Genomic DNA, 18,151 nt, shown 5'->3' on the forward strand with positions numbered 1-18,151 from the left:
GATGATCCGTATTGAAATGTTCGAAGGCCGCAGCGAAGAGCAAAAGCGCGCCTGCGCCGAGGCGGTGACCAAGGCTTGGGTTGAAACCTGCACCGGCAAGCCTGAGTCGGTCCATATCGTCTTCGTCGATGTGGCGAAAAGCGATTGGGCCACCGGCGGGCGGCTGATGTCGGATGTGCTGAAGTGAGCGTGCCGACCGCCTATTCAGTCGCCGGAGACGGCCCGCCCCTCATCATGATCCACGGGATCGGCGCGCGTCGGGCAACCTTTGATGGCATGGTCGCGGGGCTGAAAGACCGCTTCACCTGCATTACCTACGACCTGCGCGGCCATGGCCTGACGCCATGGTCGGGGGGGCGGTTTGACCTTGATGATCTGGTTGATGATCTCGAGGCTCTGCGCGCGCGCTTGGGGATTGCCTCGGCGCATATTGCAGGCCACTCGCTGGGGGGCATGATCGGCCCGCGCTATGCGCAGCGCTATCCAGAGCGGGTGAAATCACTCGGCATCTGGTCCACGGCGGCCTTCCGCACAGAAGATGACAGCGCCAAGGTCAGGGGTGTGGTGGCGGCGATGCGCGACAAGGGCATCGGTCCGGTCTTGGACACGCTGACCGCACGCTGGTTCACCGACGCGTTCTGCGCCGCGCGCCCCGATGTGATCGAGTGGCGCAAAAAGCAGGTGATGGACACGCCCGCTGAGGTGTTCCTCAACGTTTTCGATATCTATGCCGAAACCGAAATGGCCCCTTGGCTGCATGAGGTCAAAGCACCCGCGCAGATCATCACGGGCGAGAATGACGGCGGCTGCAACCCGCGCCTCAACCAGCTGATCCATCAGGCGCTGCCGGGGTCAGAGCTGGTGATCCTGCCGCATCTCAAACATGCGATCTTCATCGAGGCCACAGATCAGGTCCTGCCCCATGTGCGGCCTTACCTGTTGCACCATGCGTAGGATGGGCAGGATTGCCCCGCCAACAGGGGGCCAGCCATGACCAAGAGCATCCTCATCACCGGGGCAGGGGCTGGGATCGGCCGCGACACGGCGCGGGCCTTTCACGCGGCGGGTTGGCGCGTGGCGCTGATGGGGCGTCGCGAGGCGCATTTGCGCGACACCGCCACGGGCGATGACGTGCTGATCCTGCCCGCCGATGTGGGCGACCCGGCGGCGGTCGAGGCGGCCTTTGCCCGGCTGACGGCCACCTGGGGACGGCTCGATGTCTTGTTCAACAACGCCGGAATCGCGGCCAAACCCGCGCCGATTGACGAAATCCCGGTGGCCGATTGGCTCGCCGTCATGCACACCAACATCTCGGGCATGGTGCTGTGCGCCCGCGCCGCCTTTCACCTGATGCGCCACCAAACCCCGCAAGGCGGGCGGATTATCAACAACGGCTCAATTTCCGCCCAAGCCCCGCGGCCGGGATCCGTGCCCTATACGGTGTCAAAACACGCAGTGACCGGGCTGACCAAAACGCTTGCGCTGGATGGGCGCGCCTTCAACATCGCCTGTGGCCAAATCGACATTGGCAACGCGCTGACCGAGATGACCAAAGGCTTTACCCAAGGCGTGAAGCAGGCCGACGGATCGGTCAAAGTCGAACCCACCATGCCCGCCGCCGAGGTGGCCGCAGCGGTCTTGCACATGGCAAACCTGCCCCTGAGCACCAACATCCCGTTCATGACGATCATGGCCCGCGACATGCCCTTCATCGGGCGCGGCTAAGCCCTTCAATGCGGCCCAAATATCCCCGCCGGAGGCATGATCGGCCAGCGGCAGGCGCGGCCCCCGAACAGAGGGCCTGCGAAGAGTGCCGGAACGGCTCGATGAGCGGGGCTAGCGCGATGGGTTGCAGAACATGTCATAGACCAGTTCCATAATGGCACCGGCCTTGGGGTCCTTGATCGAATAATAGATCGCCTTGCCATCGCGGCGGGTGGTCACCAACCCCTCGCTGCGCAGCCGCGCGAGCTGTTGGCTAACCGCGGCCTGCCGTGCGCCCAGCCGGTCCTCAAGCTCGGTCACCGACTTTTCGCCCGACGACAGATGACACAGGATCATCAGCCGTCCCTCATGGCTCAGCGCTTTCAGAAAAGACGCCGCCTCACCCGCCCGGGTCGCCATTTCTTCGGCTGGCAAAGACACACAGCCTGCCGCCTCTTCCGTCTCTTGCCGTTGGGTATCAAGCGCTGCCATCTTCGCCTTCTCCGACTGTCGGGATTGGGATAGCACAGCTTGAAGGCAGTTGCGATAGTCGCAATGACGCAAGGGGAAACCCGCCAAGGAGACCGCAATGACCCATCAAGACCCCGCCTTCACCGCCAAGGGCCGCTTCTGGCGCGGCAATTTGCACACCCATTCCACCCGCTCGGACGGGGTTCTGAGCCCCGAAGAGGTGTGCCGCCGTTACAAGGCCGAAGGCTATGATTTCATGGCTTTGACCGATCACTTTGTGGGGGCATATGGCTATCCGATCGTGGACACTGTGCCGATGCGCGATGCGGGATTTACCACCATCCTCGGGGCAGAACTGCATTCCGGGGCCATGGCCAATGGTGAGCTGTGGCACATTCTCGCCGTCGGCCTGCCCGCCGATTTTGCGCCCTCAAATTCGCCAAGCTTTGTGCCGGTGGCCGGGCAGGAAACCGGGGCCGAGATTGCCGCCCGCGCAGTGGCGGCTGGGGCCTTCGTGGCGATTGCCCATCCGCAATGGTCAGGGCTGACCTTGGCGGATGCGCGCACCATCACCGCCGCCCATGCGGTTGAGATTTACAACCACGGCTGCGCCATGGGCTGCGACCGCCCGGATGGCTTTGCGATTGCCGATCTCTTGCTGACCGAGGGGCGCAAGCTGACGCTGATTGCCACGGATGATGCGCATTTCTCGGAACCCGACCACTTCGGCGGCTGGGTGATGGTGAAGGCAGAGGCAAATGAGCCCGAAGCGCTGCTGTCAGCGCTGAAGGCGGGGCATTTCTATTCCAGCCAAGGCCCGGAACTGCGCGATGTGCGGATTGAGGGTGGCAAGCTGATTGTCGAATGCTCTGCCGTCTCATCGATCGTGGCATTGGGCTGGGGCACAGGGGCCAAGGCGGTTCATGGCCACAGCATGACCCGGGGCGAGGTGTCCTTGGACCGTCTGAACAACAGCCCGTGGATCCGCGCCGCTGTGATCGATGCCGCGGGCAAACGCGCGTGGTCAAACCCGATCTGGTTGGGCGAGCATGGGGCAAACCCGCGCGTGGCCGGATAGGGCTTGCACGGTGAATAGGCGGACCGGGGGCCAGCCCCCGGCGTTGCAGTTTCCATGGAAACTGCAACTTCCCCCGGGATACTTATGCCGCATTGAAGGCCCGCTAGTTGCCGAGAATCCCCGGCAGGCGCAGGTTCATCTCGCGGGCATGGTCGCGAGCGATGTCATAGCCCGCATCAGCATGGCGCATCACCCCGGTGGCCGGGTCATTCCACAAGACGTTGGTCAGGCGCCGCGCCGCGTCTTCGGTGCCATCGGCGACGATCACCATGCCCGAATGCTGGCTGAACCCCATGCCGACGCCGCCGCCATGGTGCAGCGACACCCAAGTCGCCCCCGAAGCGGTGTTGAGAAGCGCGTTCAAAAGCGGCCAGTCGGACACGGCATCTGAGCCGTCTTTCATCGCCTCTGTCTCGCGGTTGGGCGAGGCGACGGAGCCTGAGTCCAGATGGTCGCGGCCGATGACGATGGGGGCCTTCAACTCGCCTGAGGCGACCATCTCGTTGAACATGAGCCCTGCGCGATGCCGATCGCCAAGCCCGATCCAGCAGATGCGTGCGGGCAGGCCCTGAAAGGCAATCCGCTCGCCCGCCATGTCCAGCCAGCGGTGCAGGTGGGCGTTGTCGGGGAAGAGCTTTTTCATGGCCGCATCGGTCTTGGCGATATCTTCCGGATCACCCGAGAGCGCGCACCAGCGGAAGGGGCCAATGCCTTTGCAGAAAAGGGGGCGGATATAGGCCGGCACAAAGCCCGGGAAGGCGAAGGCATTCTCCAGACCCTCCTCCTGCGCCACTTGCCGGATGTTGTTGCCGTAATCCAGCGTCGGCACGCCGGCGTTCCAAAAATCCACCATCGCCGCAACATGGGTCCGCATCGAGGCGCGGGCGGCTTTCTCGACCGCCTTGGGGTCGGTTTCCTGCTTGGCGCGCCATTCGGCCACGTTCCACCCCTGCGGCAGGTAGCCGTGCAGCGGGTCATGGGCCGAGGTTTGGTCGGTCACGATGTCGGGGCGGTGGCCACCTGCCTTCATACGGCGGACAAGCTCGGGGAAGACATCGGCGGCATTGCCCAACAGACCGACCGACTTGGCCTCGCCCTTGGAGGTCCAGTCATCAATGATCGCAAGGGCTTCATCCAAAGTCTTGGCTTTGGCGTCCAAATATCTGGTACGAATGCGAAAATCGATGCGCGTCTCGTCGCACTCCACGGCCAGACAGCAGGCACCAGCCATCACGGCGGCCAAAGGCTGGGCGCCGCCCATGCCGCCAAGCCCGCCAGTCAAGATCCATTTGCCGGTCAGATCGCCGCCGTAATGCTGGCGGCCCGCTTCGGCAAAGGTTTCATAGGTGCCCTGCACAATGCCTTGGGTGCCGATGTAGATCCATGACCCGGCGGTCATCTGGCCATACATGGCCAGCCCCTTCTTATCGAGCTCGTTGAAGTGATCCCAAGTCGCCCAATGCGGTACAAGGTTGGAGTTCGCGATCAGCACGCGGGGCGCGTCCTTGTGGGTGCGAAACACGCCAACAGGCTTGCCCGATTGCACCAAAAGCGTCTCATCCGACTCCAGCGTTTTCAGCGTGGCGACGATCTGGTCAAAGTCTTCCCATGTCCGCGCCGCGCGACCGATGCCGCCGTACACCACCAGTTCATGCGGGTTTTCCGCCACATCGGGGTGCAGGTTGTTCATCAGCATCCGCATCGCGGCCTCGGTCAGCCAGCTTTTCGCGGTGATCTCGGTGCCAGTGGCGGGATAGACGTCGCGGGTGTTGTGGCGGGAGTTCATGGGAACCTCGGGGCTGGGGGCCGTCAGACGGCGAGTTGCGGCATGGGGGTGGCGGTGGCGGTGACAAGAGCGCCGGATCCGATCAGCTGGGCCGCAGCGGTCAGGTCATCGGCCATATAGCGGTCATCGCCCAAGGGCGGCACATCGCGGCGTAGGCGTGCGACGGCCCCTTGCAGGGGGGCTGAGGTCAGGAGGGGCGCGCGGAACTCGATGCCTTGGGCGGCACAAAGCGCCTCGACGCCCAGAATGACGTTGAGGTTCGCCACCATCCGTCCCAGACGGCGCGCGCCATGGGCAGCCATCGACACATGGTCCTCTTGGTTGGCGCTGGTGGGGGTGGAATCGATCACCGTCGGATGGGCCATGTGTTTGTTTTCACTCATCAAGGCGGCGGTTGTGACCTCGGCGATCATGAAGCCCGAATTCAGGCCCGGCTTGGGCGTCAGGAAGGCGGGCAGATCAAAGGACAAGACCGGATCGACCATCAGCGCCACCCGGCGTTGGGCAATCGCGCCAATTTCCGACAGCGCCATGGCGATCATGTCGGCGGCAAAGCCCACGGGTTCCGCATGGAAATTCCCGCCCGAAACGATCATCCCGGCGCTGGTCAGCACCAAGGGGTTGTCGGTGGCGGCATTGGCCTCGATCTCCAAGGTGCGGGCGGCCTGACGCATCACATCCATCGCCGCCCCGGTGACCTGCGGCTGGCAGCGGATGCAATAGGGGTCTTGCACGCGGCTGTCGCCCTCGCGGTGGCTTTCGCGGATTACTGAGCCGTCCAAAAGGGCGCGCAGCGTGGTGGCGGCGTCAATCTGGCCGGGTTGGCCGCGCAGCGCGTGGATCTCGGGCTGCAAGGGCGCGGTGGAGCCCATGATTGCATCGGTCGACAGCGCCGAGGTGACGAGCGCGCCCTGCGCCGCACGCCAGCCATCGAACAGGCCCGCCAGCGCGTAGGCGGTGGAAAACTGCGTGCCGTTGATCAGCGCAAGGCCCTCTTTCGCGCCAAGGACGATCGGGGACAGCCCGGCTTCGGCAAGGGCGTCCGCGGCAGGCTTGATCACCCCGCCCATCTCAGCCTGCCCATGCCCCAGCATGGCGGCGGTCATATGCGCCAAAGGTGCCAGATCGCCGGAGGCGCCGACAGACCCCTGCGCTGGGATCACGGGCGTCACACCTTTGTCGAGCATGCCTTCGATCAGCGCCACCACGTCGTGGCGCACGCCCGAGGCCCCGCGTCCCAGCGACAGAAGCTTCAGCACCATCATCAGCCGGGCCGTGGCGCGCGGCATCGGTTCGCCCACGCCGCAGCAGTGCGACAGGATCAGGTTGCGCTGGAGCGTCGCCGTATCTTCGACCGCGATCTTGATCGAGGCGAGTTTGCCAAAGCCGGTGTTCACCCCGTACACCGCTTCGGTGCCATTGGCGGCGGCGGCGATCATGGCGGCGGCGCGGTCAATCCCGTCGCGGGCCGAGGCATGCAGCCGGGCAGGACGCTCGTCGCGCCAGATGCGTTCAAGCTGGGCAAGTTTGGTTTCGCCGGGAATTAGGATTTCAGGCGTCAAGGCGGCCTCCGAAGATGCGGGTGTGAAGCGGGGTGGCCCCGATGCGATACGAGAGTTCAGCCGGGTGGGTAGCGTCCCACAGGCACAGATCGGCGCGCAGGCCGGGTGCAAGGGTGCCGCTGTCGTCCAGCCCCAGCGCGCGGGCGGCGTGAACCGTGGTGCCTTGCAGCGCCTCAAGCGGGGTCATGCGAAAGAGCGTGCAGGCCATGTTCATGGCCAAGGGCAGGCTGGCGATGGGCGAGGAGCCGGGGTTGAAATCGGTCGCCACCGCCATCGGCACGCCTGCGGCCCGGAAGGAAGCGATGGGCGGGCTTTGCGTTTCGCGCAGCGTGTAAAAGGCACCGGGCAGGATCACCGCAACGGTCCCCGCCTGCGCCATCGCCGCCACGCCATCGGCGCCGATGTATTCGACATGGTCACAGGACAGCGCGCCCATGCCTGCGGCCAGAACCGCGCCCTTCAGGTCTGACAACTGCTCGGCATGAAGTTTGATCGGCAAGCCCATGGCCTGGGCCGCCTGAAACAGCCGTGCCACTTGCGGAGGCGAAAAGGCGATGCCCTCGCAAAAGGCGTCGACCGCGTCGATCAGGCCTTGCGCATGGGCGGTGTGTAGCGAGGGGATCGCCACCTCGTCGATATAGTCATCGCTGCGCCCCTTGTACTCGGGCGGGATGGCATGGGCGGCAAGATGGGTGGTCAGCACGCGCAAGGGCCGATGGTTGGCAATCTGGCGCGCCACGCGCAGCATTTTCAGCTCATCTTCCAGCGTCAGCCCATAGCCTGACTTCACCTCAATCGTCGTGGCCCCAGCCGCGATCATCATATCGGCGCGGGCGAGGGCCGAGGCCAGAAGGTCAGCCTCCGAAGCGGCGCGGGTCGCGGTGACGGTGGACAAAATCCCACCACCAGCGCGCGCGACCTCTTCATAGCTCGCCCCGTTCAGCCGCATTTCGAATTCTGACGCCCGATGGCCGCCAAAGACAATGTGGCTGTGACAATCGATCAGGCCGGGAGTGACAAGACGGCCCGCGCAGTCGTGGGCGGGCAGGGCGTGATGCGCCTTTGGCAGGTCGCACATCTGTCCAATCCACGCGATGCGATCGCCTTCTGTGACCACGGCGGCGTCGTCGATCAGCCCATAACCCTCGGTCATGGTCGCCACAGTGGCATGGGTCAGGAGAATCGCCATGGGTCTTGCCTTTTGTCTGCGCTTGGGCCTAATATGTCTGCACATAATAGTCGCTGTCAAGACGAGGCCCCGATGACCGTGATCCATGCCAAAACCGCGCTTTTGCCCGATGGCTGGGCCAATGATGTGTGCGTCACCCTCGCAGACGGGCGGATCGCGTCGGTGCAACCCGGCAGCCCTGTACAGGGGCAGCAGGTGGATTGCCTCTTGCCGGCGATGGTCAATCTGCATTCCCACGCCTTTCAGCGCGCGATGGCCGGGATGACGGAATATCGCAGCGCGGGCCAAGACAGCTTCTGGACTTGGCGCACCCTGATGTACCGCTTTCTGGACCAGCTTTCGCCCGAGGATGTGCAGGCGATTGCCGCCATGGTCATGCTGGAGATGGCCGAGGCGGGCTATGCCGCGGTGGCAGAGTTCCACTATCTGCACCATGCGCCGGGCGGCACGCCCTATGACGATCTGGCCGAGATGTCCTCCCGCATCGCGGCGGCGGCGTCTGAGGCGGGCCTGGGCCTGACGCATCTGCCCGTGCTTTACGAGCGCGGTGGTTGTGATGGGCGGGCGCTGACGGCGGGGCAATTGCGCTTTGGCAATGATCCCGAGCGGTTTGCGAAGCTGTGGGACGGGGCAGCCAAGGCACTGAAATCCTTGCCCGCAGACACTGTTCTTGGCGTGGCCCCCCATTCCTTGCGCGCGGCCAGCGCCGAAGGGATCCGCGCCGCCGCCGCGCTGAACCCCCAAACGCCGATCCATATTCACGTCGCCGAACAGATGGCGGAGGTGACCGAGGTTCAGGCGGCCACCGGCGCGCGGCCTGTGGAATGGCTGATCGGCAACACCGATCTGTCACCGCGCTGGTGCCTGATCCACGCCACCCAAATGGTGCCGCATGAGACCGAAGCCATGGCGAAATCGGGGGCCATTGCCGGGCTTTGCCCGATCACCGAGGCCAATCTGGGGGATGGCATCTTTGACGGGGTGCGCTTTCAGGCCCATGGCGGGGTTTATGGGGTGGGGTCGGATAGCAATGTGCGCATCTCGCTGTCTGAGGAGTTGCGGCTGTTGGAGTATTCGCAGCGGCTGGCCGGGAAGGGCCGGGCGATGCTGGCGGTTGAGGGGCGCTCGACCGGGCGGGTGCTTTATGAAACCGCGTGCAAGGGCGGGGCGCTGGCCGCAGGGCGGCAGGGCGGGGTTATTGCGGTCGGCCACTGGGCCGATCTGATGGCGCTGGATTGTTCCGGGCCTGATCTCGGGGCCAGTGCGGGGGATATGCTCCTCGACACCTTCCTTTTCGCCGGCGATGACCGCATGGTGGCCGAGGTCTGGTCTGCTGGTCGCCATATCGTCAGCGCGGGTCGCCATGCCGGGCGAGAGGCGATCATCGCGCGCTTCCGCGCCGTAATGGCGCGGCTGCGCGGCGCTTTGTAAGCAGGGGACGCAGGCCATGGGCATCAAAGGCTGGGAAGACATCCGCGCCGAGGTCTTGCGCCGCATCCGGGCGCGTGACTGGCAGCCGGGCGCGCAGATCCCAACCGAAGAGGATCTGGCGGCCGAGTTTGGCGTCGCCCGCGCCACGGTGAATCGCGCCTTGCGCGAATTGGCCACGGCGGGCGTGCTGGAGCGGCGGCGCAAGGCGGGCACTCGGGTCGCAGCGCTGCCGGTGCGCAAGGCGACACTGGACATTCCGGTGATCCGCCAAGAGATCGAAGCGCGGGGCCAGACCCACAGCTTTCAGGTGTTGAAACAGGCTTTTCTGGAACCGCCGGTGCCCGTCGCCTCACGGCTTGGCCTGCCGCCCGGGATCAAGCTTTTGTTTCTGGAAACCCTGCATCTGGCCGATGGCAAACCCTTTGCCTTTGAAAGCCGCTGGCTGAATTCCGAAATTCTGCCACGTCCGATGCCGGATTTTCAGGCGCTGAGTGCCAATGAATGGCTGGTGGCCCATGTGGCCTATGTGACCGGAGACATCGCCTTTAGCGCCGAGGGCGCAAGCCCGCGCGAGGCCGCGGTGCTGGGGGTGTCGCCCGGCACGGCGCTGTTTGTGACCGAGCGCATGACTTGGACTGCTGACAGCCCGATCACACTGGTGCGGTTGGCCCATGGTCCAGGCTACCGGGTGCAGACCCTCGTCTGACCCAGCGCGCTTTAGGCACTCTTTGGAGGCCTCCGGCCGGTCAATTGCTAAGAGCTTATCGCAATTTAGTCGACGAACTAGGGTGGATCATGATTGATGGCCGCCCTTCATAGCGCCTTTGTCTCAGGTCTAGGATTGTTCTGGCCTTTTACCTAGAGCAAGACGGTTACAGGACACCGAGACCCGACACCCATCATAGTGGCTCATTCGAACCTCTATTGAGACTGCCGCCGGAGTTCGCGGCGCAATCGGGCTTCTTTATGCCTTACCTTATCCAGCTCAGTTTCCGGTTCAAATGGTGGTACTTTTACGGGTCGACCATTTTCATCTACCGCGACCATGGTGAAGTAGCAGGAATTGGTATGCCGCCTTTGACCCGTCCTGATGTCCTCTGCTTCGACCCGGATTCCAATTTCCATTGAGGTGCGGCCGACAAAGTTGACACAGCCACGCAAGGTCACCAATTCGCCGACGTGGATCGGCTCACGGAACACCACCTGATCGACTGAAAGCGTCACAGCATATTGCGCAGAATAACGCGAGGCGCAGGAGAATGCGACGCGGTCGAGAAGACTAAGGAGGGCGCCGCCATGAACCTTGCCACTGAAATTCGCTAGGTCTGGGGTCATCAATACGACCATTTCCAAACGCCGCAACTGCGTGTGTTCGCTCGTCAACTAAGGCTCCTGAGTTTGTGCGTCGAGCAACGCAAACCGTTCCAGCGCGCGGGCTAGCTTAATCGGAGTGCAACTCGATAGGCGCGGTCTATATCCTCGATCAGATTGGCGAGATTCTGTTTCCCGACGGGCATTCGTATCAAATTGGTTTTGATTCCGGAACGCGCCTTCTGCTCGCCCTTCCGCTAATTTAAAACCTCGCCTGAAATCATCCGCTTGGCGGTGATGATGTGCATTCGGTTCCCACGTTCGCTTTGCACAGCAGAGGACGTGCTCCACTAGCGCGGTGTGGAGATCAGCCATGAAACCAGACGGTTCTGAGAAGATCGCTTCAGCCCAATGCTGGCCCCAAAGCTCCGCATGCATCCGCTAAGTGTTCTGCGTTTTTTTCCCGGAGCCACCAACACACCAGCTTCGATTTTGAGAAAAAGTTTGGTGCCTGAGCAATTAACCTCATCATGTGCACTGGCAAAAGTCGGGCACGTTATAATGCAAGGCTTTAAAACAACTCCAAACATTTGACACCAAGACTTAATCAGAAGACCGATACAAAAAGATCTTTGCTGTTTCCGGTGCGAGTATTTGGGTCAAGATGAAAGTCTGGGCTTCAGCGAGGGATCACCGTTGGCCGAACGCCTTAAGCACGGTTTTGGTGAGCCGTTTGTGCATCCGCTGCGGGCGGTGGCGTTGGTGCATCATGACATAGACCGGCTGGCTGATCGGCTCGACATCGGTGACGGCCGTAAACTTGCCGGTCTCGATCAGCGTGGCGGCCGTGCGATCGAGCACAAAGGCGGCCCCGCCCAAAGATTGCAAGAGCCCCGCGACCGCCGCCTCTTGCCCTGAGGCAAAGGGGGTGGCCGACATTTCGGGCAGGGCTTGGGCATGGGCGGCATCAAAGGCCGGGGCATAGCTTGCGCGGATGTAGCGCGCCGGGCTGAGATCGGCGCGGCGTTGGCCGGTTGAAGAAATCAGGTGATAGGTCACCTCGCCCACGGAGGCGAAATGCAGGTCGGGCTGGGGTTGCGGTGAGAAGATGATGGCATAATCCAGCGCCCCCTTGGCCACGTCCTGACACATCTGGATCGAATAATCCGGCTCGATATAGAAGGCGCAATCGGGCAGGGCTTTGCGAAAGGCCGCCATCCAGTTGCCGATGCGGCCTGCGGCCAGATCGTGCTGGATACCGATCCGTAAGCTGACAGCCGCATCCCCCGCCGGGGCGACCGAGCGCTGTGCCTCGGTCCAGGCATGGCGCAGACCGCGCGCATGCGGCAGGAATTTCAGCCCTTCGGTGGTCAATTGCGTGCCTGCGCGCGAGCGCGAAAAGAGCCGCGCTCCGATGGCTTGTTCCAGCACCTGCACCCGCGCCGAGACGGTGGACTGGGTAATTGCCAGCCGTTCGGCGCTGCGGTGAAAGCTTCGCGTGTCGACAAGGTCAAGAAAGGTGTCAAGAAGTTCAATCTGCATCTGGCACGTCCCAACGCTTTAGGCCGACAAGGCCTGATCGGATTGATCGATCAATAGAGCGGGATTGCCCAGATTGAAAGGTTTTTTCGCACAAGTGATAGTGGCGCCAGAATTGCTGGGAGGCGTGTCATGTCGGATTTTCCAACCTCGGCCCGTGTGGTCATCATTGGCGGTGGCGCGGTTGGGGCGTCTGCGCTCTATCATCTGTGCAAAGCGGGCTGGACCGACTGCGTGCTTTTGGAGAAGAACGAGCTGACGGCGGGCTCCACCTGGCACGCGGCGGGCAATGTGCCGACCTTCTCCTCCAGCTGGTCGATCATGAATATGCAGCGCTATTCGGCCGAGCTGTATCGCCGTCTGGGCGACGAGGTCGATTACCCGATGAACTACAACGTCACCGGATCGGTGCGTTTGGGCCATACCAAGGAACGGCTGCAAGAGTTTCAAAAGGTCGTCGGCATGGGCCGCTATCAGGGGATGGATCTGAAGATCCTAAGCCCTGAGGACATTAAGAAGGTCTACCCCTTCGTTGAAACCCATGACCTGACCGGGGCTTTGCATGACCCCTATGACGGCGACATTGACCCGGCCCAGTTGACCCAAGCCCTTGCCAAGGGCGCACGCCAGATGGGCGCGCGTATTGAGCGGTTCTGCCCGGCCACCGGCGCGCGGCGCGAGGGGGATGAGTGGGTGATCTCCACCCCCAAGGGTGAGATTCGCTGTGAGATCGTCGTCAACGCGGCGGGCTATTATGCCCGCGAGGTTGGCAAGTGGTTTGGCCGTGATCTGCCGATGATGGTGATGAGCCACCAGTATATGCTGTTTGACACGGTTCCCGAGTTGGAATCTTGGACCAAAGAGGTCGGCCACAAGCTGCCGCTGCTGCGGGATGTGGACTCGAGCTATTACCTGCGCCAAGAGAAGAACGGCTTTAACCTTGGCCCCTATGAGGGCAACTGCAAGGCGCATTGGGTCACCAAGGACGACCCGTTCCCGGATGATTTCAGCTTCCAGCTGTTCCCCGACGATCTGGAGCGTCTCGAGTGGCACATCAACGACGCGATGGAGCGGGTGCCGTTGCTGGGTAAGGCGGGGCTTTCCAAGGTCATCAACGGCCCGATCCCCTATACCCCGGACGGCAATCCTCTGATCGGCCCGATGCCCGGCGTGCCGAATGCCTTTGAGGCGTGCGTGTTTACCTTTGGCATTTGCCAAGCCGGCGGTGCTGGCAAGGTTCTGGCCGAATGGGTGACCGAAGGGGCCACCGAATGGGATATGTGGTCTTGCGATCCGCGCCGCTTTACCGGCTTTGAAGACCAAGAATACTGCGTGAAGAAGGGGATGGAGGTCTATGGCCACGAATACGCCATCCACTTCCCGCATCATGCTTGGCCCGAAGGGCGCGACAAGAAGCTGTCGGCCGTGCATGCCCACACCAAAGCACTGGGCGCGGTTTTTGCGCCCTACAACGGCTGGGAACGCCCTGTCTGGTATGCACGCCCCGGCGATGATGTGTCGGAAGACGCACAGCGCACTTGGGACCGCGAAGGACCGTGGTTTGTTGCGGTTCGCGAAGAGGCTCAGGCTGTGCGCGATGCCGCTGGTATCCTAGACCTGCCGGGCTTTTCGCGCTTTGTGCTGAAAGGGGCAGGGGCCTCGGCTTGGCTTGCGCAGCAGATCACCGGCAAGGTGCCGAATGTGGGCCGTTTGGGTTTGGCCTATTTCGCCGATGACAAGGGCCGGATCGTCACCGAGATGTCGGTGGCGCGGATTGCCGAAGATGAGATGGTTCTCATCACCGCCGCGACCGCTCAAAGCCATGATGGCGAATGGCTGCGGCGTCACCTTGCGCCCGGGCTGAGCCTGACCGACCACACCACCGAATGGTCGACCCAAATCCTGACGGGGCCAAAATCGCGCGCCATTCTGGCCGAGGTCTCGGATGCTGATTTGGCCAAAGGCTGGCTCACCCACCAAACTGCCCGCATCGCCGGGGCCGAGGTCTGGCTGTGCCGGGTCTCGTTCGCGGGGGAACTTGGTTGGGAAATCCACTCGAAAGTCGCGGATACCGAAGCGGTTTGGAACGCCGTTATGCGCGCCGGTAAGGGCCACGGCCTGCGCCCGTTCGGGATGTTCGCGCTCAACTCCTTGCGTGTCGAAAAGGGCTACCGAGCTTGGAAGGGCGATCTTTCGACCGATTACACCATCCTGCAAGGCGGGCTGGAGCGGTTTGTTGATTGGGCAAAGCCCGAGTTCCGTGGCAAGGCCGCTTTGGAGGCCGAAAAGCAGCGCGGCGTGACCAAGCGGTTCGCCACTTTGGTGATCGAGGCGGGCGAGCAAGATCCGCCCTACATGGCCACCATCTGGCATGAGGGCAAGATCGTCGGCGAGTTGACCTCTGGCTACTACGGCCACCGGGTCGGTGCATGCATCGGCCTTGGCATGCTCAAGACCGAAGTCAATGTCCCCGGCACCAAGGTGCAGGTCGAAATCTTCGGCTCGCTCTATCCGGCTGTCGTTCAGGAAGACGCCCCGCTGTGGGACGCGAAGAACGAACGCATCCGGGCATGACCAGGATCCCGGCCAGCATGTGCGGCGTGCAATTGACAGGACATGGCGGGCTGGAAAAGCTCGTCTGGCGCGAGGATATCCCCGTGCCGCGTCCCATGCCGGGCGAAGTTCTGGTGCGCGTGCTGGCGGCCGGTGTCAATATGACCGACCTGAACACCCGCAAGGGCTGGTATGGCGGTGAAGGCCGCGCGGCGGGCTGGGCCGGGGAAATGGCGTTCCCGCGCATCCAAGGCTCGGATCTCTGTGGCCGGGTCGTGGCGCTGGGCGCGGGTGTTGAGGGGTTCCGGCTTGGTGCGCGCGTGATTTGCCCCACCAATCAGCATGAGCCGACCAAGGGCAACCCGATCAACTTTATCTCGATCGGGTCTGAGTTTGACGGGGCCTTCGCGCAGTATTGCGTGGTCAAGGCGCGGCATCTGCATGACGTTAGCGCCTCGCCGCTGACCGATATTGAGATCGGCGCCATGCCCTGCGCTTATGGCACCGCGCACAACCTCTTGACCCGCGCACAAGTGGCGGTGGGCGAGCGGGTGCTGGTCACCGGCGCTTCGGGCGGGGTGGGGTTGGCGGCCGTGCAACTGGCGCTCCTCTCTGGTGCTGACGTGACGGCACAGTGCAGCTTGTCAAAATCTGCCCCCCTGCGTGCCTTTGGCGCGGCGATCCTCTCGCGGGACAGCACCCCAGCGTTTCAATCCTTTGATGTGGTAATCGATGTCGTCGGCGGCGACGGCTGGCAAGACCGGCTGGACGCGCTGCGTCCCGGTGGGCGCTATGCCACCTCTGGCGCGGTCGCGGGGCCGATGGTCAAAGGTGATTTGCGCCGGGTTTACCTGAACGATCTGACGATCTACGGCGCGACCCATCAACCGCGCGAGGTCTTTGCGGGCCTTGTCACCATCATCAACACTGGCCGCATCCGGCCCGTTGTGTCCAACACCTATCCCTTGCGCGACATTGCGCGCGCCCAAGACGATCTGGCCGCCGGGCGCTATCCCGGCAAACTTGTCCTTGTCCCCCCGGAGACCTCCCCATGACGATCCCTTCCAAAGCCCGCGCTGTCATCATCGGCGGTGGCGTCTCTGGCTGCTCGGTGGCCTATCATCTGGCCAAGATGGGCTGGAAGGACATTGTCCTTCTGGAACGCAAGCAGCTGACCTCGGGCACCACATGGCACGCCGCCGGGTTGATCGGGCAGCTGCGCGGGTCGGCCAACATGACCCGTTTGGCCAAGTATTCCGCCGATCTTTACGTCAAGCTGGCGGCAGAAACCGGGGTTGAAACCGGCATGCGTCAGGTGGGGTCGATCTCGGTGGCACTCACCGAACACCGCCACGAGGAACTGCTGCGTCAGGCCACTGTCGCGCGGATTTTCGACGTGGATGTGCAGGAAATCTCGCCCTCGGAAGCCAAGGCGATGTATCCGCATCTGAACGTGGGCGATGTGGTGGGCGCGGTGCATCTGCCGCTCGATGGCCAGTGCGACCCGGCCAATATCGCGATGGCGCTGGCCAAGGGTGCCCGCATGCAGGGCGCGCAGATTTTCGAATACACCAAGGTCACGGGCGTGACCCGCGCCAATGGCCGCGTCACCGGCGTCGATTATGTCGGCAAGGATGGCGAGCCGGGCCATATCGCGACCGATGTGGTGGTGAACTGCGGCGGCATGTGGGGCCGCGATTTGGCCGAAGAGGCGGGTGTCACCTTGCCGCTGCACGCCTGCGAGCATTTCTACCTGATCACCGAACCTGTCGAAGGGCTGGGCCACCTGCCGGTGCTGCGCGTGCCCGACGAATGCGCCTATTATAAATCCGACGCTGGAAAAATGATGATCGGCGCGTTTGAGCCGAAGGCCAAACCTTGGGGCATGACGGGCATCCGTGAGGATTTCGAGTTCGACACGCTGCCCGAGGATTGGGATCACTTCATGCCCATTCTTGAACATGCCATGAACCGCATGCCGTTGTTCCAGACCTCAGGCATCCATACCTTCTTTAACGGACCGGAAAGCTTTACCCCCGATGACCGCTATTACTTGGGCGAAGCGCCGGAGGTGAAGGGCTATTGGGTGGCGGCAGGCTATAACTCGGTCGGCATTGCCGGGTCGGGCGGGGCAGGGATGGCGCTGGCGCATTGGATCGTTGAGGGCGAGGCGCCCTTTGATCTGTGGGAGGTGGATATCCGCCGCGCGCAGCCCTTCCAGAAGAACCGCAAGTATCTGAAGGAACGCGTGACCGAGACGCTCGGCCTTCTTTACGCCGACCATTTCCCCTATCGTCAGGTCGAAACCAGCCGGGGCGTGCGCCGTACGCCGCTGCATGACCACCTGAAAGCCCGCGGTGCGGTCTTTGGCGAGGTGGCAGGCTGGGAGCGTGCCAACTGGTTCGCCAATGAGGGCCAAGAGCGCGAATACAAGTATTCATGGAAGCGGCAGAACTGGTTTGACAACCAAAAGGCCGAACATATGGCCGTTCGCACCGGGGTTGGGTTCTTTGACATGACCTCGTTCGGGAAAATCCGGGTCGAGGGGCGCGATGCCTGCGCCTATCTGAACCGGCTGTGCTCAGCGCAGATGGATGTGGCCGAGGGGCGGATCGTTTACACGATGCTGCTTAACGAAAAGGGCGGGATCGAGGCCGACTTGACCGTGACCCGCCTGTCGGAAACCGCCTATCTGCTGGTGGTGCCGGGGGCGACCTTGCAGCGCAATCTCGCGTGGCTGCGCCAAAACCTGCAGGACGAATTTGCGGTCATCACCGATATGACGGCGGCTGAATCGGTTCTGTGCGTGATGGGCCCGAAAGCGCGCGATCTGATGGCCCGCGTCTCGCCCGCTGATTTCAGCAATGCCGCCCATCCCTTTGGCACGGCGAAGGAAATCGAAGTGGGCATGGGGCTCGCCCGCGCGCACCGAGTGACTTATGTGGGGGAACTCGGCTGGGAGCTTTACGTCTCCTCCGACCAGACCGCCCATGTCTTTGAGGCGCTGGAAGAGGCGGGCGGCGATCTGGGGCTGAAGCTGTGCGGTCTTCACACGCTGGATTCTTGCCGGATTGAAAAAGCCTACCGTCACTGGGGCCATGACATCACCGATGAGGATCATGTGCTGGAGGCCGGGCTTGGCTTTACCGTCAGCCGCAAGAAAGCGGCCTTCCTTGGTCGTGAGGCCGTGCTGCGCAAGGAAGAGGCGGGGATGGACCGTAAGATGCTGCAGTTCCGCCTGAAAGATGCCGAGCCCTTGCTGTTCCACAACGAGGCCTTGGTGCGCGATGGCAAGATTGTCGGGCCGGTGACTTCGGGCAACTATGGTCATTTCCTGGGTGGGGCGATTGGCATGGGCTATGTGCCGTGCAAGGGCCAGAGCGACGAAGAGATCCTGTCCAGCCGCTATGAGATCGAAGTGGCAGGCCAGCGCCATGAGGCCGTGGCCTCGCTGGTGCCGATGTATGATGCGAAATCCGAGCGCGTTCGCGCGTGATCTGCCGGGAAACCGGGGGGCCAGCCCCCCG

The 18,151-nt window shown here is 63.0% G+C and carries 15 protein-coding genes; 9 read left to right on the plus strand and 6 right to left on the minus strand.

The features are described from left to right. Nucleotide 1 precedes the first annotated feature (1 nt). From AC72UB_RS08885 to AC72UB_RS08895, 3 genes are read left to right on the plus strand one after another with little or no spacing between them, the layout of a single operon-like run. Nucleotides 2-187: a tautomerase family protein gene (locus AC72UB_RS08885; protein ID WP_505189448.1), complete on the plus strand. Its 186-nt coding sequence runs from the start codon at nt 2-4 to the stop codon at nt 185-187. Beyond that, nucleotides 184-954: an alpha/beta fold hydrolase gene (locus AC72UB_RS08890; RefSeq protein ID WP_505189449.1), complete on the plus strand. Its 771-nt coding sequence runs from the start codon at nt 184-186 to the stop codon at nt 952-954. Before AC72UB_RS08885 ends, AC72UB_RS08890 begins: the two co-directional genes overlap by 4 nt. Before the next feature lie 36 nt (nt 955-990). Continuing rightward, on the plus strand, nt 991-1,725 hold the full coding sequence (locus AC72UB_RS08895) for an SDR family oxidoreductase (protein WP_505189450.1): 735 nt from the start codon (nt 991-993) through the stop codon (nt 1,723-1,725). Between the two features lie 111 nt (nt 1,726-1,836). On the opposite strand, the gene AC72UB_RS08900 is transcribed toward AC72UB_RS08895, so the two are convergent. Continuing rightward, entirely contained in the window at nt 1,837-2,124 is a 288-nt protein-coding gene (locus AC72UB_RS08900) for an ArsR/SmtB family transcription factor (protein WP_463289213.1), read from the minus strand. 169 nt (nt 2,125-2,293) lie between these two features. Here AC72UB_RS08900 and AC72UB_RS08905 point away from each other — a divergent pair, with 169 nt between their 5' ends. After that, nucleotides 2,294-3,253 carry a PHP domain-containing protein gene (locus tag AC72UB_RS08905; RefSeq protein ID WP_505189451.1) on the plus strand — a complete coding sequence of 320 codons (960 nt, stop codon included), beginning with the start codon at nt 2,294-2,296 and terminating at the stop codon, nt 3,251-3,253. 103 nt (nt 3,254-3,356) lie between these two features. Here the strand turns inward: AC72UB_RS08905 and hutU are convergent, their stop codons facing one another. From hutU to hutI, 3 genes are read right to left on the minus strand one after another with little or no spacing between them, the layout of a single operon-like run. After that, entirely contained in the window at nt 3,357-5,039 is a 1,683-nt protein-coding gene (gene hutU, locus AC72UB_RS08910) for a urocanate hydratase (RefSeq protein ID WP_505189452.1), read from the minus strand. Between the two features lie 23 nt (nt 5,040-5,062). Next, nucleotides 5,063-6,601, minus strand: coding sequence for a histidine ammonia-lyase (gene hutH, locus AC72UB_RS08915; protein WP_505189453.1), 1,539 nt, complete (start codon nt 6,599-6,601; stop codon nt 5,063-5,065). Beyond that, nucleotides 6,591-7,784 (minus strand): imidazolonepropionase, encoded by a 1,194-nt coding sequence (hutI, locus tag AC72UB_RS08920; protein ID WP_505189512.1) that lies wholly within the window; start codon nt 7,782-7,784, stop codon nt 6,591-6,593. Before hutI ends, hutH begins: the two co-directional genes overlap by 11 nt. 78 nt (nt 7,785-7,862) lie before the next feature. Between hutI and AC72UB_RS08925 the strand changes: the two genes are divergently transcribed. Continuing rightward, on the plus strand, nt 7,863-9,221 hold the full coding sequence (locus tag AC72UB_RS08925) for a formimidoylglutamate deiminase (RefSeq protein WP_505189454.1): 1,359 nt from the start codon (nt 7,863-7,865) through the stop codon (nt 9,219-9,221). A gap of 16 nt (nt 9,222-9,237) precedes the next feature. Next, complete coding sequence (gene hutC, locus AC72UB_RS08930; protein ID WP_505189455.1) at nt 9,238-9,927, plus strand: histidine utilization transcriptional repressor HutC; 690 nt, start codon at nt 9,238-9,240, stop codon at nt 9,925-9,927. A 215-nt stretch (nt 9,928-10,142) separates the two neighbouring features. Here hutC and AC72UB_RS08935 read toward each other — a convergent pair whose 3' ends face one another. Together AC72UB_RS08935 and AC72UB_RS08940 are read right to left on the minus strand one after the other, a co-directional pair. Further along, a complete protein-coding gene (locus AC72UB_RS08935; RefSeq protein WP_505189513.1) occupies nt 10,143-10,568 on the minus strand; it encodes an acyl-CoA thioesterase in 426 nt (141 codons plus the stop codon). A 654-nt stretch (nt 10,569-11,222) separates the two neighbouring features. Next, nucleotides 11,223-12,074, minus strand: coding sequence for a LysR family transcriptional regulator (locus AC72UB_RS08940; RefSeq protein WP_463289158.1), 852 nt, complete (start codon nt 12,072-12,074; stop codon nt 11,223-11,225). 129 nt (nt 12,075-12,203) lie between these two features. On the opposite strand from AC72UB_RS08940, the gene AC72UB_RS08945 reads away from it, so the two are divergent. Genes AC72UB_RS08945 through AC72UB_RS08955 form a run of 3 tightly spaced genes read left to right on the plus strand, consistent with a single transcriptional unit; the run spans nt 12,204 to nt 18,120 of the window. Continuing rightward, entirely contained in the window at nt 12,204-14,645 is a 2,442-nt protein-coding gene (locus AC72UB_RS08945) for a GcvT family protein (protein WP_505189456.1), read from the plus strand. Then, nucleotides 14,642-15,679 carry an alcohol dehydrogenase catalytic domain-containing protein gene (locus tag AC72UB_RS08950; RefSeq protein ID WP_505189457.1) on the plus strand — a complete coding sequence of 346 codons (1,038 nt, stop codon included), beginning with the start codon at nt 14,642-14,644 and terminating at the stop codon, nt 15,677-15,679. The genes AC72UB_RS08945 and AC72UB_RS08950 overlap by 4 nt, the downstream gene beginning before the upstream one ends. Next, complete coding sequence (locus AC72UB_RS08955) at nt 15,676-18,120, plus strand: GcvT family protein (protein ID WP_505189458.1); 2,445 nt, start codon at nt 15,676-15,678, stop codon at nt 18,118-18,120. Before AC72UB_RS08950 ends, AC72UB_RS08955 begins: the two co-directional genes overlap by 4 nt. The last annotated feature ends 31 nt before the right edge of the window (nt 18,121-18,151 follow it).

The sequence above is a fragment of the Allotabrizicola aquatica (SeqCode) genome, from assembly GCF_965194375.1.
GTDB classification, from domain to species: Bacteria; Pseudomonadota; Alphaproteobacteria; order Rhodobacterales; family Rhodobacteraceae; genus Tabrizicola_A; species Tabrizicola_A aquatica.

Coding starts and splice junctions, on each gene's coding strand:
- AC72UB_RS08885 (WP_505189448.1), top strand. CDS start 2: ATGATCCGTATTGAAATGTTCGAAGGCCGCAGCGAAGAGCAAAAGCGC.
- AC72UB_RS08895 (WP_505189450.1), top strand. CDS start 991: ATGACCAAGAGCATCCTCATCACCGGGGCAGGGGCTGGGATCGGCCGC.
- AC72UB_RS08900 (WP_463289213.1), bottom strand. CDS start 2,124: ATGGCGACCCGGGCGGGTGAGGCGGCGTCTTTTCTGAAAGCGCTGAGC.
- AC72UB_RS08905 (WP_505189451.1), top strand. CDS start 2,294: ATGACCCATCAAGACCCCGCCTTCACCGCCAAGGGCCGCTTCTGGCGC.
- hutU (WP_505189452.1), bottom strand. CDS start 5,039: ATGAACTCCCGCCACAACACCCGCGACGTCTATCCCGCCACTGGCACC.
- AC72UB_RS08925 (WP_505189454.1), top strand. CDS start 7,863: ATGACCGTGATCCATGCCAAAACCGCGCTTTTGCCCGATGGCTGGGCC.
- hutC (WP_505189455.1), top strand. CDS start 9,238: ATGGGCATCAAAGGCTGGGAAGACATCCGCGCCGAGGTCTTGCGCCGC.
- AC72UB_RS08935 (WP_505189513.1), bottom strand. CDS start 10,568: ATGGTCGTATTGATGACCCCAGACCTAGCGAATTTCAGTGGCAAGGTT.
- AC72UB_RS08940 (WP_463289158.1), bottom strand. CDS start 12,074: ATGCAGATTGAACTTCTTGACACCTTTCTTGACCTTGTCGACACGCGA.
- AC72UB_RS08945 (WP_505189456.1), top strand. CDS start 12,204: ATGTCGGATTTTCCAACCTCGGCCCGTGTGGTCATCATTGGCGGTGGC.
- AC72UB_RS08950 (WP_505189457.1), top strand. CDS start 14,642: ATGACCAGGATCCCGGCCAGCATGTGCGGCGTGCAATTGACAGGACAT.
- AC72UB_RS08955 (WP_505189458.1), top strand. CDS start 15,676: ATGACGATCCCTTCCAAAGCCCGCGCTGTCATCATCGGCGGTGGCGTC.